The sequence below is a fragment of the Flavobacterium cucumis genome (assembly GCF_900148835.1).
In the GTDB taxonomy this organism is placed as follows: Bacteria; Bacteroidota; Bacteroidia; order Flavobacteriales; family Flavobacteriaceae; genus Flavobacterium; species Flavobacterium cucumis.
Genome location: NZ_FRYK01000001.1, coordinates 1,112,887 through 1,127,645 on the forward strand (window position 1 = coordinate 1,112,887; position 14,759 = coordinate 1,127,645).

General features: G+C 33.2%; 13 protein-coding genes and 1 tRNA gene. 8 read left to right on the plus strand and 6 right to left on the minus strand.

Annotated features, from left to right (window positions below):
- Nucleotides 1–104 precede the first annotated feature (104 nt).
- Both BUE95_RS05160 and BUE95_RS05165 read right to left on the minus strand, forming a co-directional pair.
- Nucleotides 105–1,655 (minus strand): Rne/Rng family ribonuclease, encoded by a 1,551-nt coding sequence (locus BUE95_RS05160; RefSeq protein WP_073582049.1) that lies wholly within the window; start codon nucleotides 1,653–1,655, stop codon nucleotides 105–107.
- Nucleotides 1,656–1,982: 327 nt separating this feature from the next.
- The gene (locus BUE95_RS05165) at nucleotides 1,983–2,276 is read right to left on the minus strand and encodes an HU family DNA-binding protein (RefSeq protein WP_008254909.1); all 294 of its coding nucleotides are present in this window, start codon (nucleotides 2,274–2,276) and stop codon (nucleotides 1,983–1,985) included.
- A 131-nt stretch (nucleotides 2,277–2,407) separates the two neighbouring features.
- Here BUE95_RS05165 and mutY point away from each other — a divergent pair, with 131 nt between their 5' ends.
- From mutY to gldD, 4 genes are read left to right on the plus strand one after another with little or no spacing between them, the layout of a single operon-like run.
- Nucleotides 2,408–3,457 (plus strand): A/G-specific adenine glycosylase, encoded by a 1,050-nt coding sequence (gene mutY / locus BUE95_RS05170; RefSeq protein ID WP_073582051.1) that lies wholly within the window; start codon nucleotides 2,408–2,410, stop codon nucleotides 3,455–3,457.
- Nucleotides 3,458–3,496: 39 nt separating this feature from the next.
- Complete coding sequence (locus BUE95_RS05175; RefSeq protein WP_073582053.1) at nucleotides 3,497–3,898, plus strand: single-stranded DNA-binding protein; 402 nt, start codon at nucleotides 3,497–3,499, stop codon at nucleotides 3,896–3,898.
- A 15-nt stretch (nucleotides 3,899–3,913) separates the two neighbouring features.
- Nucleotides 3,914–5,203: a gliding motility-associated protein GldE gene (gldE, locus tag BUE95_RS05180; protein WP_073582055.1), complete on the plus strand. Its 1,290-nt coding sequence runs from the start codon at nucleotides 3,914–3,916 to the stop codon at nucleotides 5,201–5,203.
- Between the two features lie 4 nt (nucleotides 5,204–5,207).
- The gene (gene gldD / locus BUE95_RS05185) at nucleotides 5,208–5,765 is read left to right on the plus strand and encodes a gliding motility lipoprotein GldD (protein WP_073582057.1); all 558 of its coding nucleotides are present in this window, start codon (nucleotides 5,208–5,210) and stop codon (nucleotides 5,763–5,765) included.
- Nucleotides 5,766–5,880: 115 nt separating this feature from the next.
- On the opposite strand, the gene BUE95_RS05190 is transcribed toward gldD, so the two are convergent.
- Complete coding sequence (locus BUE95_RS05190; protein WP_073582059.1) at nucleotides 5,881–6,249, minus strand: heavy-metal-associated domain-containing protein; 369 nt, start codon at nucleotides 6,247–6,249, stop codon at nucleotides 5,881–5,883.
- Between the two features lie 110 nt (nucleotides 6,250–6,359).
- Between BUE95_RS05190 and BUE95_RS05195 the strand changes: the two genes are divergently transcribed.
- Nucleotides 6,360–7,229, plus strand: a complete 870-nt coding sequence (locus tag BUE95_RS05195; protein ID WP_073582061.1) for a DMT family transporter — start codon at nucleotides 6,360–6,362, stop codon at nucleotides 7,227–7,229.
- Nucleotides 7,230–7,272: 43 nt separating this feature from the next.
- On the opposite strand, the gene BUE95_RS05200 is transcribed toward BUE95_RS05195, so the two are convergent.
- Nucleotides 7,273–9,324, minus strand: coding sequence for an insulinase family protein (locus tag BUE95_RS05200; protein ID WP_073582063.1), 2,052 nt, complete (start codon nucleotides 9,322–9,324; stop codon nucleotides 7,273–7,275).
- Nucleotides 9,325–9,337: 13 nt separating this feature from the next.
- Complete coding sequence (locus tag BUE95_RS05205) at nucleotides 9,338–10,663, minus strand: M16 family metallopeptidase (protein WP_073582065.1); 1,326 nt, start codon at nucleotides 10,661–10,663, stop codon at nucleotides 9,338–9,340.
- Nucleotides 10,664–10,841: 178 nt separating this feature from the next.
- Between BUE95_RS05205 and rplU the strand changes: the two genes are divergently transcribed.
- From rplU to BUE95_RS05220, 3 genes are all read left to right on the plus strand, one after another.
- Nucleotides 10,842–11,258 carry a 50S ribosomal protein L21 gene (gene rplU / locus BUE95_RS05210; RefSeq protein ID WP_073582067.1) on the plus strand — a complete coding sequence of 139 codons (417 nt, stop codon included), beginning with the start codon at nucleotides 10,842–10,844 and terminating at the stop codon, nucleotides 11,256–11,258.
- 18 nt (nucleotides 11,259–11,276) lie between these two features.
- Entirely contained in the window at nucleotides 11,277–11,537 is a 261-nt protein-coding gene (rpmA, locus tag BUE95_RS05215) for a 50S ribosomal protein L27 (protein ID WP_073582069.1), read from the plus strand.
- A 120-nt stretch (nucleotides 11,538–11,657) separates the two neighbouring features.
- Nucleotides 11,658–11,739, plus strand: a tRNA-Leu gene (locus tag BUE95_RS05220).
- Nucleotides 11,740–11,833: 94 nt separating this feature from the next.
- Here the strand turns inward: BUE95_RS05220 and BUE95_RS05225 are convergent.
- A complete protein-coding gene (locus BUE95_RS05225) occupies nucleotides 11,834–14,734 on the minus strand; it encodes an alpha-amylase family glycosyl hydrolase (RefSeq protein ID WP_073582071.1) in 2,901 nt (966 codons plus the stop codon).
- Between the last annotated feature and the right edge of the window lie 25 nt (nucleotides 14,735–14,759).

Genomic DNA, 14,759 nt, shown 5'->3' on the forward strand with positions numbered 1-14,759 from the left:
GTCACGAGATTTGATATTAAGAGGAGGAAGTCCAGTGGACTTCAGGTATAAAAAAACCGCCAATCTCACGAAAGGCGGTTTTGATTTATAGGATACATCCTATGTTATTTTACTATAATTTCATTTCCTTCTTTGTCAAAGAAATGATATTCTAGGTACGTGTAAGCGTCACGAGGTATGATTTTCACCCATTTCTTATGTTCGAAATACCATTTCGAACGTAAGGATGGAAAACCTTTAGTAAGGTATGCTGCCACGAAAGGGTGTGTGTTTAGAACAACCTTTTTATGGTCTTTAATAATGCGTTCAAGGTCAGACGCAATTTTATCAACGATTAAAATTGGAGCTTCAATTTCCCCATGTTCATTATTGGGGTCTTCTTCTCTTGTTTTAATGTTGACTTCAGGTCTAACTCTTTGTCTAGTAATTTGAATTAATCCAAACTTACTAGGAGGCAAGATTTTATGCTTGGCCTTATCGTCACTCATTTCTTCTTTTAAGAAATCGTATAATACTTTACGATTTTCTGGATTTTGCATATCAATGAAATCCACTACAATAATTCCGCCCATGTCTCTAAGTCGTAACTGACGTGCAATTTCAGCTGCAGCAATCATATTAACTTCTAGAGCAGTATCTTCTTGGTTAGTTGCTTTACTAGAACGATTTCCACTGTTTACGTCAATAACGTGTAAAGCTTCTGTATGTTCGATAATCAGATAAGCACCTTTACTCATGGAAACTGTTTTCCCAAAAGACGTTTTTATTTGTCGCTCGATATTATATTTTTCAAAAAGAGGCAGTTCTTTAGACTGATAGTGTTTTACGATAGACACTTTATCCGGAGCTATCTCTTGCAAATACTCCTTCGTTTCAAGATACAAATCTTCATCATCGACATGAATTCCTGTGAAGGTATCATTAAATACATCACGTAATATTGAGGAGGCTTTGTTAAGTTCTCCTAATACTTTTGATGGATGATGAGCTGTTTGTAGTCTCCTACACATCGCAGACCAACGGTCCATCAATGTTTGTAGATCTTTATCTAGTTCGGCTACTTTTTTGCCTTCGGCTACTGTTCGCACAATAACACCGAATCCTTTTGGTTTGATAGATTGAACCAATCGTTTTAATCGGTCTTTTTCTTCTCTTGATTCTATTTTTTGCGAAACAGAAACGCGATCTGAAAAAGGAACTAAAACTACGTATCTTCCTGCTAACGAAATCTCAGAACTAATTCTGGGACCTTTAGTCGAAATAGGTTCTTTCACCACCTGAACTAAAACGGATTGATTAGCACTAAGAATATCAGTTATAGCACCATCTTTATCAATTTCAGCTTCAAAAGGAAAATTTTTGAGTGAATAATCTTTTAATTTACCTGCGCTTACAAGTTTAATAAATTTCATCAAAGAAGGTAAGTTGGGACCTAAATCATGATAATGCAAAAATGCATCTTTTTCATGGCCTAAGTTTACAAAGGCGGCATTTAAACCAGCCACAGGTTTACGGATTTTAGCAATAAAAATATCACCCACCGCAAAATTACTTTGTTTTTCTTCTTCTTTGTGTAATTCTATTAGTTTTCCATCTTTTAATAAGGCAAAATCTACAGCGTCTGAACCAGATCTAATAATTAACTCTTTGTTCATGCAGTACATTTTTATCCATACTTTTAAAGTTAGAAAATAGAGGATAGAAGTTAGAAAAATTCTAAATCCTGATTTCTAAATTCTAAATTTTACTCGTACAGATGGATTAAACATTTTTTACAGGCAGTTGTACCTGGGAATCAATCTTTAAATTGATTCATTTCAATGAACTTTTTTCTAAAAAAGAAAAAGTAGTTTTAAACTACTTTTTCTTTTTATGACGGTTTGCTCTCGCTCTTTTCTTACGTTTGTGAGTTGCTACCTTATGTCTTTTTCTTTTTTTACCACTTGGCATAACATGTTGGTGTTTAGATTAATAAATAGTTTTTATACTGTAACTTCTGTTTTTTCTTTAACGCTTTCTACAAACACTTTAGCTGGTTTGAATGCTGGAATGTTATGTGCAGGAATTTTAATTGTAGTGTTTTTAGAAATGTTTCTACCTGTTTTTTCAGCTCTTGTTTTTATGATAAAACTACCAAAACCTCTTAAATAAACATTGTCACCAGTTTCTAACGAGTTTTTCACTTCTTCCATAAAAGTCTCAACTGTTGCTTGAACATCTCCTTTTTCAAGTCCTAATTTCTCTGAAATTTTCGCTACGATATCTGCTTTCGTCATTTTCTTTCGTATTTATATTTTGTGTATTTTTTTGAGTTTGCAAATATAAGAATTAAAAAAACAATAATTCAACCTTAATTGATTAAATTTTAATTACTAAAGATTTATTTTTGTTGCCCCAATATAAAAAAATGGAATTTTCTAACTCTTTAATTCATTGGTATTTACAAAACAAGCGTGACTTGCCATGGCGAAACACTACTGATCCGTATTGGATTTGGCTATCTGAAATCATGCTACAACAAACGCGAGTGGCGCAAGGTTTGCCTTATTTTTTATCTTTTACGGAAGCTTTCCCTACTGTTTTTGACTTGGCAAAAGCTGAAGAAGAACAAGTACTTAAACTTTGGCAGGGTCTGGGATATTATTCCAGAGCCAGAAACTTACACACCACAGCTAAATATATTGCTTTTGAATTGAATGGCAAATTTCCGTCAACTTATAAAGAATTATTGATGTTGAAGGGTGTTGGTGATTACACCGCAGCCGCAATCGCTTCCTTTTCATTTGATGAGCCTGTAGCAGTTCTAGATGGAAACGTCTATAGGGTGTTGAGTCGTTATTTTAATGTTACAAGCGATATTTCTTTGCCAAAAACCAAAATAGAGTTTCAACAATTAGCACAAGAAGTGTTGGATAAAAAAAATCCAGCCCTATTTAACCAAGCTATCATGGAGTTTGGTGCGTTGCAATGTACTCCAAAAAACCCAAATTGCGAATCATGTCCACTGAATTCAAGTTGTGCTGGACTTCAAAATAAAAAGGTAAATGCGCTGCCAGTGAAAACTAAAAAGACAAAGATTTCTTTACGTTATTTAAATTATCTAATCTTAAAAGATGCTGATGCAAATTTTATTGTTCAAAAGCGTGAAGGGAAAGGGATTTGGGAAAACTTATATGAGTTTCCCGTTTTAGAAACAGAATTGCCGTTATCGGAAACCGAAATCATGGATCAAGTTTTGAAGATGCAATTTTTTAACGAAAAGCCAATTGATATTGTCTCGTTGCATAGCAAAAGTATTCTTCACAAACTATCCCATCAACAGTTGAACATTCGCTTTTTTGAGGTACAGTTCGCATCAAAATTGCCTGATTCAAAATCATTTACAGAAATTGAAAAACTCCCTTTTCCAATAGTGATTCATAATTTTATTGTTGCAAATTATTATAATTCACTTTAAATTACTATTTTTGATTAACCCTAATAAAATTTATAAGCCATGAACGGAACATTAAACAAGGTTATTTTAATAGGTCATCTAGGTGACGAAGTTAAAATGCATTACTTTGAAGGTGGTAATTGTATCGGACGTTTTCCTTTAGCTACGAACGAGGTGTACATTAATAAGACTACTGGAGAAAAAATTACTTCTACGGAATGGCATAATATAGTTGTTCGGAATAAAGCAGCCGAAATTTGTGAAAAATACCTTTCCAAGGGTGATAAAATTTACATTGAAGGACGAATTAAATCTCGTCAATGGCAAGCAGAAGACGGTGCTACAAAATATACAACTGAGATTCAAGTAACAGAATTTACATTTTTAACCACTAAAAAAGAAACGGATTTATCTAAGTCTTCTTTGCCTAGTGGAAGCGCACCTGATGATTTTAATGTTTAACTAAATTTGTTTAATTTGGATTCTGATCCCAGTTTTTTGCAATTTATCGATTTTGAATTGCTTATTAATTTTTTTGTTTTAGTTTCTTTATTAATTATTTCTGCGTTTATTTCAGGTTCTGAAGTGGCTTTGTTTTCTTTATCTAAGAAGGATATAGATGATTTGCTTCAGGACAGCTACGATAAAGGGAATTTAATTTCCAAATTATTAGAAAAACCCAAGAAATTGTTAGCTACTATTCTCGTAGCTAACAATTTTGTGAATATTACAATTGTTATTTTCTTTTCTTCTTTTAGTGGCAGATTTTTTAATGCTATTACTTCACCTTTATTGCGGTTTGTTATTGAAGTAGTACTTGTTACTTTCTTAATATTGTTGTTTGGAGAAGTATTGCCAAAGATCTACGCTAATAGAAATAACGTATTGTTTGCAAAAAAAGTTGCAGTACCACTTTCTGTAATAACTAAAATTTTGTCTCCTATAAGTGTTCCAATGCGTAATATTATCTTGTTTGTTGAAAAACAATTGAGTATTCAAAAAAGTAATTTTTCAGTAGATCAGCTTTCACAAGCTTTAGAGCTAACGCAACAGTCGGAGACAACTGTAGAGGAACACAAGATTTTGGAAGGGATTGTTACTTTTGGTAACACAGATGTTAAACAAGTTATGAGTCCAAGAATCGATGTTTTTTCATTAAAGATTGATGAATCTTTTGCCGAGATCATGCCGAAAATTATTGAAAAAGGATATTCTAGGGTTCCAATTTGTAGAGAAAATATTGATCAAATAGAAGGTGTTTTGTTTATAAAAGATTTGATACCCCATATAGATGAAACAGATTTTGATTGGAAGACACTGATTCGTGAACCTTTTTTTGTCCCTGAGAATAAAAAATTGGACAATTTGTTAAAAGATTTTCAAACCATGAAAAACCATTTGGCCATAGTTGTAGATGAGTATGGTGGTACCTCGGGGATAGTTTCCTTGGAAGATGTTTTAGAGGAAATTGTTGGTGATATAAGTGATGAGTTTGATGATGACGAAATTTTATATGTTAAATATGATGAAAAGAACTTCTTATTTGAAGGTAAAACTAGTTTAAAAGATTTTTATAGAGTTGTAAATATAGATGATCAAGATTTTGAAGAGGCTAAAGGTGAAGCTGAGACCTTAGCTGGTTTTATATTAGAGATTTCTGGAAATTTTCCAAAGATTAAACAGACGATTTTATTTAAAGATATTACTTTTACCGTTGAAAATGTTGATAAAAGAAGAATAAAACAGATTAAAGTAACTTTGCAATAATTGTATGAAAGATTTTATATATAAGTTAAGTTTATTGGTTTTGGCGTTAGCCTTTGCTGCCTGTAAAGAAGAGGTTGTGCCTAAGCCTAGTAGTTTTTTACGATTAGAATATCCTGCTCCTCAATATGTAAATTATGATGCGGATTGTTCGATCCGATTTAAAACCAATAACTTAAGTGTGGTTAAAGAAAATGATTGTTCTTTTGAAATCAATTATCCTAGAATGAAAGCCACAATTTATTTAACTCATAAACCAGTTGTAAATAATATTGATAATCTTCTGCGTGATGCGCAAAAGCTTACCTACGAACATGTTATCAAAGCGGACGATATTTTAGAACAGCCTTTCATAAACAAAAAAAAGAGGGTCTACGGAATGTTTTATGAGGTAGGTGGAAATGCAGCTACCAACGCTCAGTTTTATTTGACAGATAGTACAAAAAATTTTCTTACAGGAAGTGTTTATTTTTACGCAAAACCTAATTTTGATTCTATTTTGCCTGCAGCTGAATATTTGAAAGAAGATATGCGAAGAATTATGGAAACATTAGAGTGGAAATAAACCAAAACAACATTGTCACTCTGAACCTGCTTTAGCTTCTAAAATTTAAAAGAGAAACACTTCTTAAATTTTGAAGTTACAAGGAAGATAAACAAGTTCAGAATGACATATGAAATTACATTTTCTTTGAGTCTGTTACTTTGTAAGAATCGCCACCAGCAACCGCTTCAATAGTTTTAGTTAAGGATTCAAGTGATTGCTTTTCAGAATCAAATTTTACAGTTGCAATTTTAGTTTCAAAATCAACTACAGCTTGTCCAACACCTGCTTGAGAAGCTAGTTTATTTTCGATAGTTTTTGCACACCCCATTGCGCAAGTCATTCCATCAATTGTGAAACTTGCTGTTTGCATTTTAGCTAAATCAGCCTCTGAAACGATTTCTTTTTTCGTTTCTTCTACTGCCAATTCTGTCGCTTCTTTTTTACAGCTTGATAAAGCAATGATCATTAAAAACGATAATCCAATATTCTTTAAGTTTTTCATAGGAGTAAATGTTAAATTATTAGCCTCTAAATAAAGACATTACAAAATTACAAAAAATCATAGTGCTATTTTCAAAATAAAGCTTGAATTTTGACGGATAAATTAGTGTCATGGAAAATAATTCTACAAAATGGTATTTATTAGGTTTTCTAGGTTGTGTTTGGGGTAGTTCATTTATCTTAATGCAATTGGGTTTGAAAGGTGTTAACTCAATTCAATTGGGAAGTTTAAGAATACTTTTTGCTGCTATTTTTTTAATTGTTGTTGGCTTTAAGCATGTTTCTAAAATACCTTCTTATAAGTGGAAGTATATTGCTTTGACTGCATTGTGTGGTACCTTTGTTCCTGCTTTTTTGTTTGCATTTGCACTTTCTAAGATTGATGGTTCCATAAGTTCAATTTTAAATTCGTTAACGCCATTGAATACTTTATTGGTAGGATTGCTTTTTTTTGGAATGAGTGTGCAAAGAAGCCAAGTTTTTGGAGTAATCATAGGTTTTGTTGGCTGTGCTTTGTTGGTTTTGTTTGGTGATGGAGAAAACACAACAGAAAATTATTATTACGCTTTTTTAATTGTAATCGCTTCGCTTTTTTATGGTATTAATGTTAACCTAATCAAGAAGTACCTATCAGATTTAAAGCCTTTAACAATAAGTACTGGGAATTTTTTAATTATGTTTTTTCCTGCTTTATTGGTTTTGTATTTCACGGGTTTTTTTGATATTGTTCACGAAACGAAAGTACAAACTTCATTAGGTTTTATTGCCATTTTGGGTGTTGTTGGTACTGGATTTTCGAATATTTTGTTCTTTAAACTAATCCAACTTTCTTCTCCGGTTTTTGCTTCTTCGGTAACTTATATTATTCCAGTTGTGGCTTTTGTTTTAGGCTATCTCTTTATGAATGAAACACTTTCAGTTGTTCAATTGTTTGGTGCTTTAATTGTATTGATTGGAGTATATTTTTCGAGTAAGAAATAAAAAAAACGCTCATTGAGCGTTTTTTTTATTTTTTGCGTTCTGATTATTGAAAATCAGCATCTGTAACTCCTTCGTTAATTTTAACTTCTGAAGTTATTAACTCGATTTCCATTCCAACATTCATAATAGTCTTGTAAGGAAATTTCAAGCCTTTTACATCTTTATAATCTTGGAAATATACCGTTTGTGTCATTTTTTGACCACGTTGTTCAAGTTCTTTTGCTTCTGCAACTTTGAATCCTGATTTTACATCATAGTAATATGTAGCTTTGCCTTTCTTGATCACATAAGCATCATTTCCATTGATATTTTCAATTCCAGTTAATGTAGCTGCTGCGTTGTTAAGCATTGTCAATTCTACAAATGTAGCGGCTTCTGCTTGCATATCTTTTAATTCTTGGTCTTTGTAATCAACTCTTTGACCTTGCTGTATTGCGTAAGCTACTTTTTCATTCACTACTTGTTTAAGGTATGTCATTCCCATTGCTTTGGTTTCAACGCTAAGCTTTTTAGGTGCTGATTTTGTTATTATTTCTAAAGGAGTTCCTTGAACGGTTCCAGAAGAAAAGATAGCTAAAGTTTTTACACCATTCACTGCTTTTTCGCCTCCAATTGCATTGATGTAATTGTTTAAAACGGTTTGGGTTGTTACACCGGCAGGAATTGGTTTTTTAACTTCAGGCTTTTCTGTAGGGTTACCGTATTTGTCAAAATAAAAAATCGGTAATTTTTCTCTTTTACTCATCGCTTCCAATCCGGGTAAAACATCACCTGCTTTTCCTACGATAACCACTCTTGTTTTGTCAGATAAGAAATATTTGTTCGCTGCATTTTTTATGTCTTCTGCAGTAACAGCGTTGATATTTTTAATGTAGTTTTCGTAAAAATCTTCTGGTAAACCTTGTGTTTCTTTGTTTAAAGCATAACCAGCAATAGTGGATGGTTTTTCAATTTGCATTACGAAGTTACCTACGTATTTTGCTTTAGCATTTTTTAAATCCTCTTCTGATACAAGTTCTGTTCTAATGCGTTTTAGTTCATTAAAAAACTCAACAACGGCACTGTCAGTTACTGTATTTCTTACAGAAGCACTTGAACGGAATTTATTTATGTATTTTCCAGCTCCGATTGAAGAGTAAGCCCCATATGTCCAACCGTGTTTTTCACGAAGATTTAGGAACAATCTTCCTTCACCACCACCACCTAAGATTTGGTTAGCTAACAATACAGAAAAATATTCTTTATCTGTCATTTTTAAATTAGATAAATTTACTAGGGCGATTTCAGATTGTACCGCATTTGGTGCATCAATAAAGTTGATTTGACTGTATTGAACATCTTTAGGCTCGCTATAAGACAATTGAGGAGCGGTTGCCTTTTTCCAGCTGCCAAAAAGTTTTTCTACTTCCTTTTTAACTTCTTTAAAATTTACATCTCCTACAATTACTAAGTAAGCATTTGCTGGTACAAAGTAAGTATTGTAGTTTAGAATTACATCTTCAAAGGTTACATTTTTTAAAGTTTCTTCGCTTGTGAATTCCCCTTTGTAGTGTTCCTTTCCATAAGTTAATACGTTTTCTACTCTACGAGCAATAGCAGAAACACTTTTCTCATCAGCTTTTAAACCTTCAATTATTTTTTCTTTTTCTTTGTCAAATTCGGCTTTGTCAAATAATGGATTCAATGCGCCATCCGCCATTAATTCTAAGATTCTTTTTGAGTATCTAGAAAGGCCATTCGCAAAAGCACCTGAGGAATAGAAATTAATATCGGCTCCTAAGAAATCGATTTCTTCATTAAATGCATTTTTATTGATGGTTTGAGTTCCATTTCCTAGCATACCGCTTAAAATATCTGAAACTCCTTTTTTATTTCCTTCTGCGTAGGGTGGATTGTCTAATGAAAGATTAAAAGAAACTCTTGGTAATTTGTGATTTTCTACAACCAAAACTTTTAAGCCATTTTTTAATACAAAGCTTTGAGGTTTGTTAATATTGATAGTTGGAGCAGGTCCTGGTTTAGGTTGTGATCTATCTTGTGCTTGCATAGTTATTGTTAAAAATAAACTGGCTGCTATGTATATAAATTTTTTCATATGTTTTTCAATCTTAGTTTTGAGCTTTATCTTTAGCAGGAACATAATCTAAAATTAATCTTTGGTTAGAACCTAGATATTTTTTAGCTACTTCTCTAATTTCTTCTCTCGTAATTGAACGGTAAATATCGATTTCGGTATTAATTAAATTAATATCTCCATACAACATGTAATACGTTGCTAGGTTATCAGCAATTCCTTCTACTGAAGCATTCTTGCTAACATAATTACTTTCAAATTTATTTTGAAGTTTTTGAAAATCTTTCTCTGAAATTAACTCGTTCTGAATTTTAACGATTTCTTCATCAATTTCTTTCAAGATAGCTTCTGTAGTGTTTTCTCCCATTGGTATACCATAGATTAAATACATTCCATAATCTTCTTGAGTGTAATTGAAAGCTCCAATTTGTAATGCCATTTTTTTCTCATCTACAATCTTTTTGAATAATTTCGAACTTTTACCATCAGAAAGGTACGTTGAAATCATATCTAAAACTCGAGCGTCACGAGACTTCATAGAAGGAGTTCTGTAAGAAGCTACTAACATTGGGAGTTGAATGTTTGGATCTTGCCAAGTAGCTTTAAATTCTTTTGTAATTGGAGCTTCTTCATATTGCTGACGAGTTACAGGTGCTCCTTTTGGAATTGGGCTAAAATATTTTTTTACCCACTCTTTAGCTTGTGCTTTATCAAATTGACCTGCTATGACTAAAACAGCATTGTTAGGAACGTAGAATTTTTTGTTAAAAGCAAGAAATTCTTCAAGTGTTGCAGCGTCTAAATGTTCCATTTCACCTATGGTTGTCCAGCGATATGGGTGTACTTTAAACATGTTTTCTTTAACTGCCTTGATCAAGTTTCCATAAGGTTGGTTGTCAACACGAAGTCTTTTTTCTTCTTTAACTACTTCGTTTTGTGTGTCAACTCCTTTTTGATCAATTACTGGATGCATCAATCTTTCAGATTCCATCCAAATAGCCAATTCTAAGTTGTTTGAAGGGAAAACTTCATAATAATACGTTCTGTCATCAGTAGTGTTTGCATTATTGTTTCCTCCGTTTGCGGTAACTAATTTAAACCATTCCCCTTTACCGATGTTTTTTGTTCCTTCAAATAAAAGGTGTTCAAAAAAATGTGCAAAACCAGTACGGTTCGGTTGTTCGTCTTTTGCCCCCACATGATACATTACCGAAGTAATTACCACTGGTGCTGAATTATCTTGATGAAGTACAACATGCAATCCGTTGTCTAAATCAAATTCCTCGAATGTTACTTTTTGAGCAGAAGCAGTTCCGCCAAGCATTAGTGCAGTACCCAAAGCCATTAAAGATTTTTTCATACGTTATTAATTTGTTTAATATTCAAATTTGACGCGATTTGGATGTTTTTGTTACAGATTGATTTGAATTTCTTTTGCAATCTTATGGTTTGATTATATAATTGTTGTAAATTTAGTTGTTTGGTTTAGAAATTATTGTATATTTGCAACCTTAAAATTTTTAACTAAAATCATTGTTATGTACGCAATCGTAGAGATAGCAGGGCAACAATTCAAAGTAAGCAAAGACCAAAAGGTTTATGTTCACCGTTTAGCTTCAGAAGAAGGAACTAAAGTTTCTTTTGATAAAGTTCTTTTATTAGATGAAAACGGAACTGTAACTTTAGGCGCCCCAGCTGTAGAAGGTGCTTCAGTAGAAGCCAAAGTGTTACAACACTTAAAAGGTGATAAAGTAATCGTTTTCAAAAAGAAAAGAAGAAAAGGTTACAAAAAGAAAAACGGTCACAGACAATCATTCACTCAAATTTTAATTGAAGGAATTGTTGCTGGTGGAGCTAAGAAAAAGGCTGCTAAGAAAGAAGTTGAAGTAACTGAAACTGCTGAAGAAGTTAAGCCAAAAGCAAAAGCTACAAAAAAACCAAAAACGGAAGAATAACATTTAAAATATAACATCATGGCTCACAAGAAAGGTGTCGGTAGTTCGAAGAATGGTAGAGAATCAGAATCGAAACGTTTAGGCGTTAAGATTTATGGTGGTCAAGCTGCTATTGCTGGTAACATCATTGTTAGACAAAGAGGTTCAAAGCACAACCCAGGTGAAAATGTTTACATGGGTAAAGATCATACTTTACATGCTAAAGTTGATGGAGTTGTAAAATTCCAGAAAAAAGGGGAAAACAAATCGTATGTGTCTGTTATTCCTTTTGAAGCTTAATAATCTTTTTTAGATAATATAAAACCTCTCTACTGGAGAGGTTTTTTTATTAAAAATAAATTGGTTTGTGTTTGCATATTTAAAGCAATTCCTTATATTTGCACCCACAATTAAGCATACGCGGGTATGGTGAAATTGGTAGACACGCCAGACTTAGGATCTGGTGCCGCAAGGTGTGAAGGTTCGAGTCCTTTTACCCGCACTTAACTCAAGTTAATGTAATGTTGCTTTTGAAGAATAAAAAATCCGATTGAAAATTTCAATCGGATTTTTGTTTTTAACTAACTATATGGAATCTAATCTTTTATTAATTTCTTCGTTTGGCTTAGACCGAAAGCATTCGTTATTTTTACTAAATATATTCCCGTACCAAGATTTGTGATATCTATCTCTTGATTAGAAACTATATCTTTGAATGTTTGAATCATTTGTCCGGTTATCGTATAGATTTCTACTTGAGTAGCATCGCTACTAATTGCAAATGTGCTTTTGGTAGGGTTAGGATATAAATTGATTTCATTGTTATTAATTTCAAAATCACTATTTGATAACGTTGATGCTGGTTGGTTTCCAAAAATCCTGAATTTTCCTGAGTTAATCGCGATCGCCTCAGTTGGATTATTAATTATTACCGGTGTATTATCCATTAAATCATACCAAGTCATAGGATAAGTGTATGCATCAGTTGGAAAATTTGGATTAATAGATAGGTTAGCGACTGAAAAATTTGCTAATACTACAACATTTCTCAATTGGGCAGTTGTAAAGGAGTTGTTGTAAATATAAACTCTCTGCCTTAGATTATTTCCATCTGGGCTAATGAAATGATCTCCCATAAAAACAGGTTCGGTTGTCTTTAATTTAATCATCTTTGAGTAGTCACTTAATATAGAAGTTCTTCTTGCATCTGTGAGCCAGTTTTCTGTCCACTGAACCTGCTGTTTGGTGTCTAATTTACAATCGCCAGGAAATAAGGATCCTTCATCATTAATTGTGCCATTTGCACAGGTATATATAGATTGATTATTTCCCAATTCTGCAAAATGCCAAATCATTTTTGGGCCTGGTACTAGAATACTTGTGGCTCCAATTGAAGCCATTCGGTTCAACGTATTGTTCAAGTTGTTTAATGTAGGAAATGCACCTGCGCCATTTCCATAAGTAAAGGCTTCATACATTATTCGATCTTTATCGTGGCTTTCAGGGTATCCGATTAATCGCTTTCCGGTAAAACCTCGACTTGTGTGTGACATTCTTGAAATGTTTTGAGTAGAGTAACCCATGGCTAATTCTTTGTATTGAGCCCACATTTCACCCCACATCATAATACCTTTGCCCTCGTTAATTCGGTAGTTTGCCCACTGTTGTTCTTCGTTATCTGAACCTAAGTGTTCAAAAATCACATAATGGTCGTTGTCTAAACTCCAAGAATAATCTGCATATTCTTTCAATACATCAACACGATCTTGTTGGTAATTATTTGTGCAGTTGTCATCTCCACCTGTACAGTTTTGAGTAAATCCTTTAGTTAAATCCCAACGAAATCCATCAATTTTATATTCAGTTATCCAGTGTTTTATAGTTTGCTTTACGTAATTTTTTGTTAGCGTGGATGTATGATTGAAATCTTCCCCAACGCTATAACTGTGTCTTGCAGTTGTGTTGAAATATGGATTGTCAACACTTGGAGAACCCCACCCATCACCATCAGGATCGTTCATCCACATGCGTACCATTGGGTTTCTTCCAAAGGCATGATTAAAAGCAATATCTAGAATTACAGCAATCCCATTTTGATGACAGATATCTACTAATTCTTTGAACTTTTCTGGTGTTCCATAAAATTTGTCTAAAGCCATGTGAAACGAAGTGTTGTAACCCCAACTTTCATTTCCTTCGAATTCCATAATAGGCATCAGTTGGATGGCATTGATTCCTAGGTCTTTGAAATACTGTATTCTGTTGATGACATCTTGGTAGTTTCTATTGACATCGAAATCACGTATTAATAATTCATAGATTACAAGTTTATCTTTATTCGGTTTTGTAAAGTTAGTAGTAATCCAATTATACGGAGTTTGCCCTGTTTTTAACATTGTTACTTCTCTTTCTTGTCCAGATGCCGTAGGAAATGATGGTAAATTAGGATAGCTTGTGTTAGGTATCCATTGATCGTCATAGAAAGATAATACGGTTGTGGAACAAGGATCTGCAGTTCTCACTAATACAGGAGAATTTGCTACTGGAGTTTGATCAACTACCCAATATTGATAGGAATAATCTACTCCAGGAGTTAATCCGTTTAGTTCTATCCAGAATTTACCAGTAGCAGGATCTTTTTTCATAGCATAATTATGATCTGGATTCCAATTGTTGAAGGTTCCTGCAACGTAAACAAAATCTTTTCCAGGCGCTTCCAATACTAGTGTTGCTTTTGTATTGTCTGAAACAGAGTAGTTTATTCCATTCTCTAATCCTGTTGGTAGGGTTTCGTTTATTACAGTTGGATTTACTACTACAGAAAACCGTCTAGTTATTGTTGAGCCTCCTAGTGTAACTTCGAGTTCGTAATTTGTATTATTTGTAATATTTGAAGGATTAAAAGTGTAATTGGAAGTAGTGTTTGTGTTGATACTTAATCCATTAGCTTTTAGATTATAGTTAGCTGTACCACCAGTATTTGAAGCAGCAATTGCTATACTTCCCCCCGAGTTAATTATGGTTGTGCTGTTATTTGTAGGTGTTGAAAGATTAACTTGAAAAGTTCCGACGTTAAAAATAAAATCGCCACAAGAGGGAGGGAGTTTTAAGGTTTGACTACCGTTAGCATTTCTGAATACCATTCCTAGTTTGGTAGCGTTTGCTTGTTGGGTTGAATTTAGACCAAAGTAGGTGCTCGGAGTTATTGTAATGCTCCACGTGCCATTTCCGTTATTTGTCATTATCCCTATGTTGTCATCTTGACCCCAATTTCCCACAACACCAAACCCAAAAGCATTAGCGTCATCTCCTATGCCTGCATGCATGTATACTTTCGCAGGTGTAGTTCCAATTTGGTTACAGGTTTGTGTTGCTGTTGAAACAGTAATGGTAATTTGGTCATTTACGTTAAAGCTACTTGGTGTAATGGTTACTTGCGCTTTTGTGATAAACGTAGTTAAAAATAGTATTAATAAGTAGTGTAGGTTTTTTTTCATAGCATATGTATTTTAATAAAAAAAG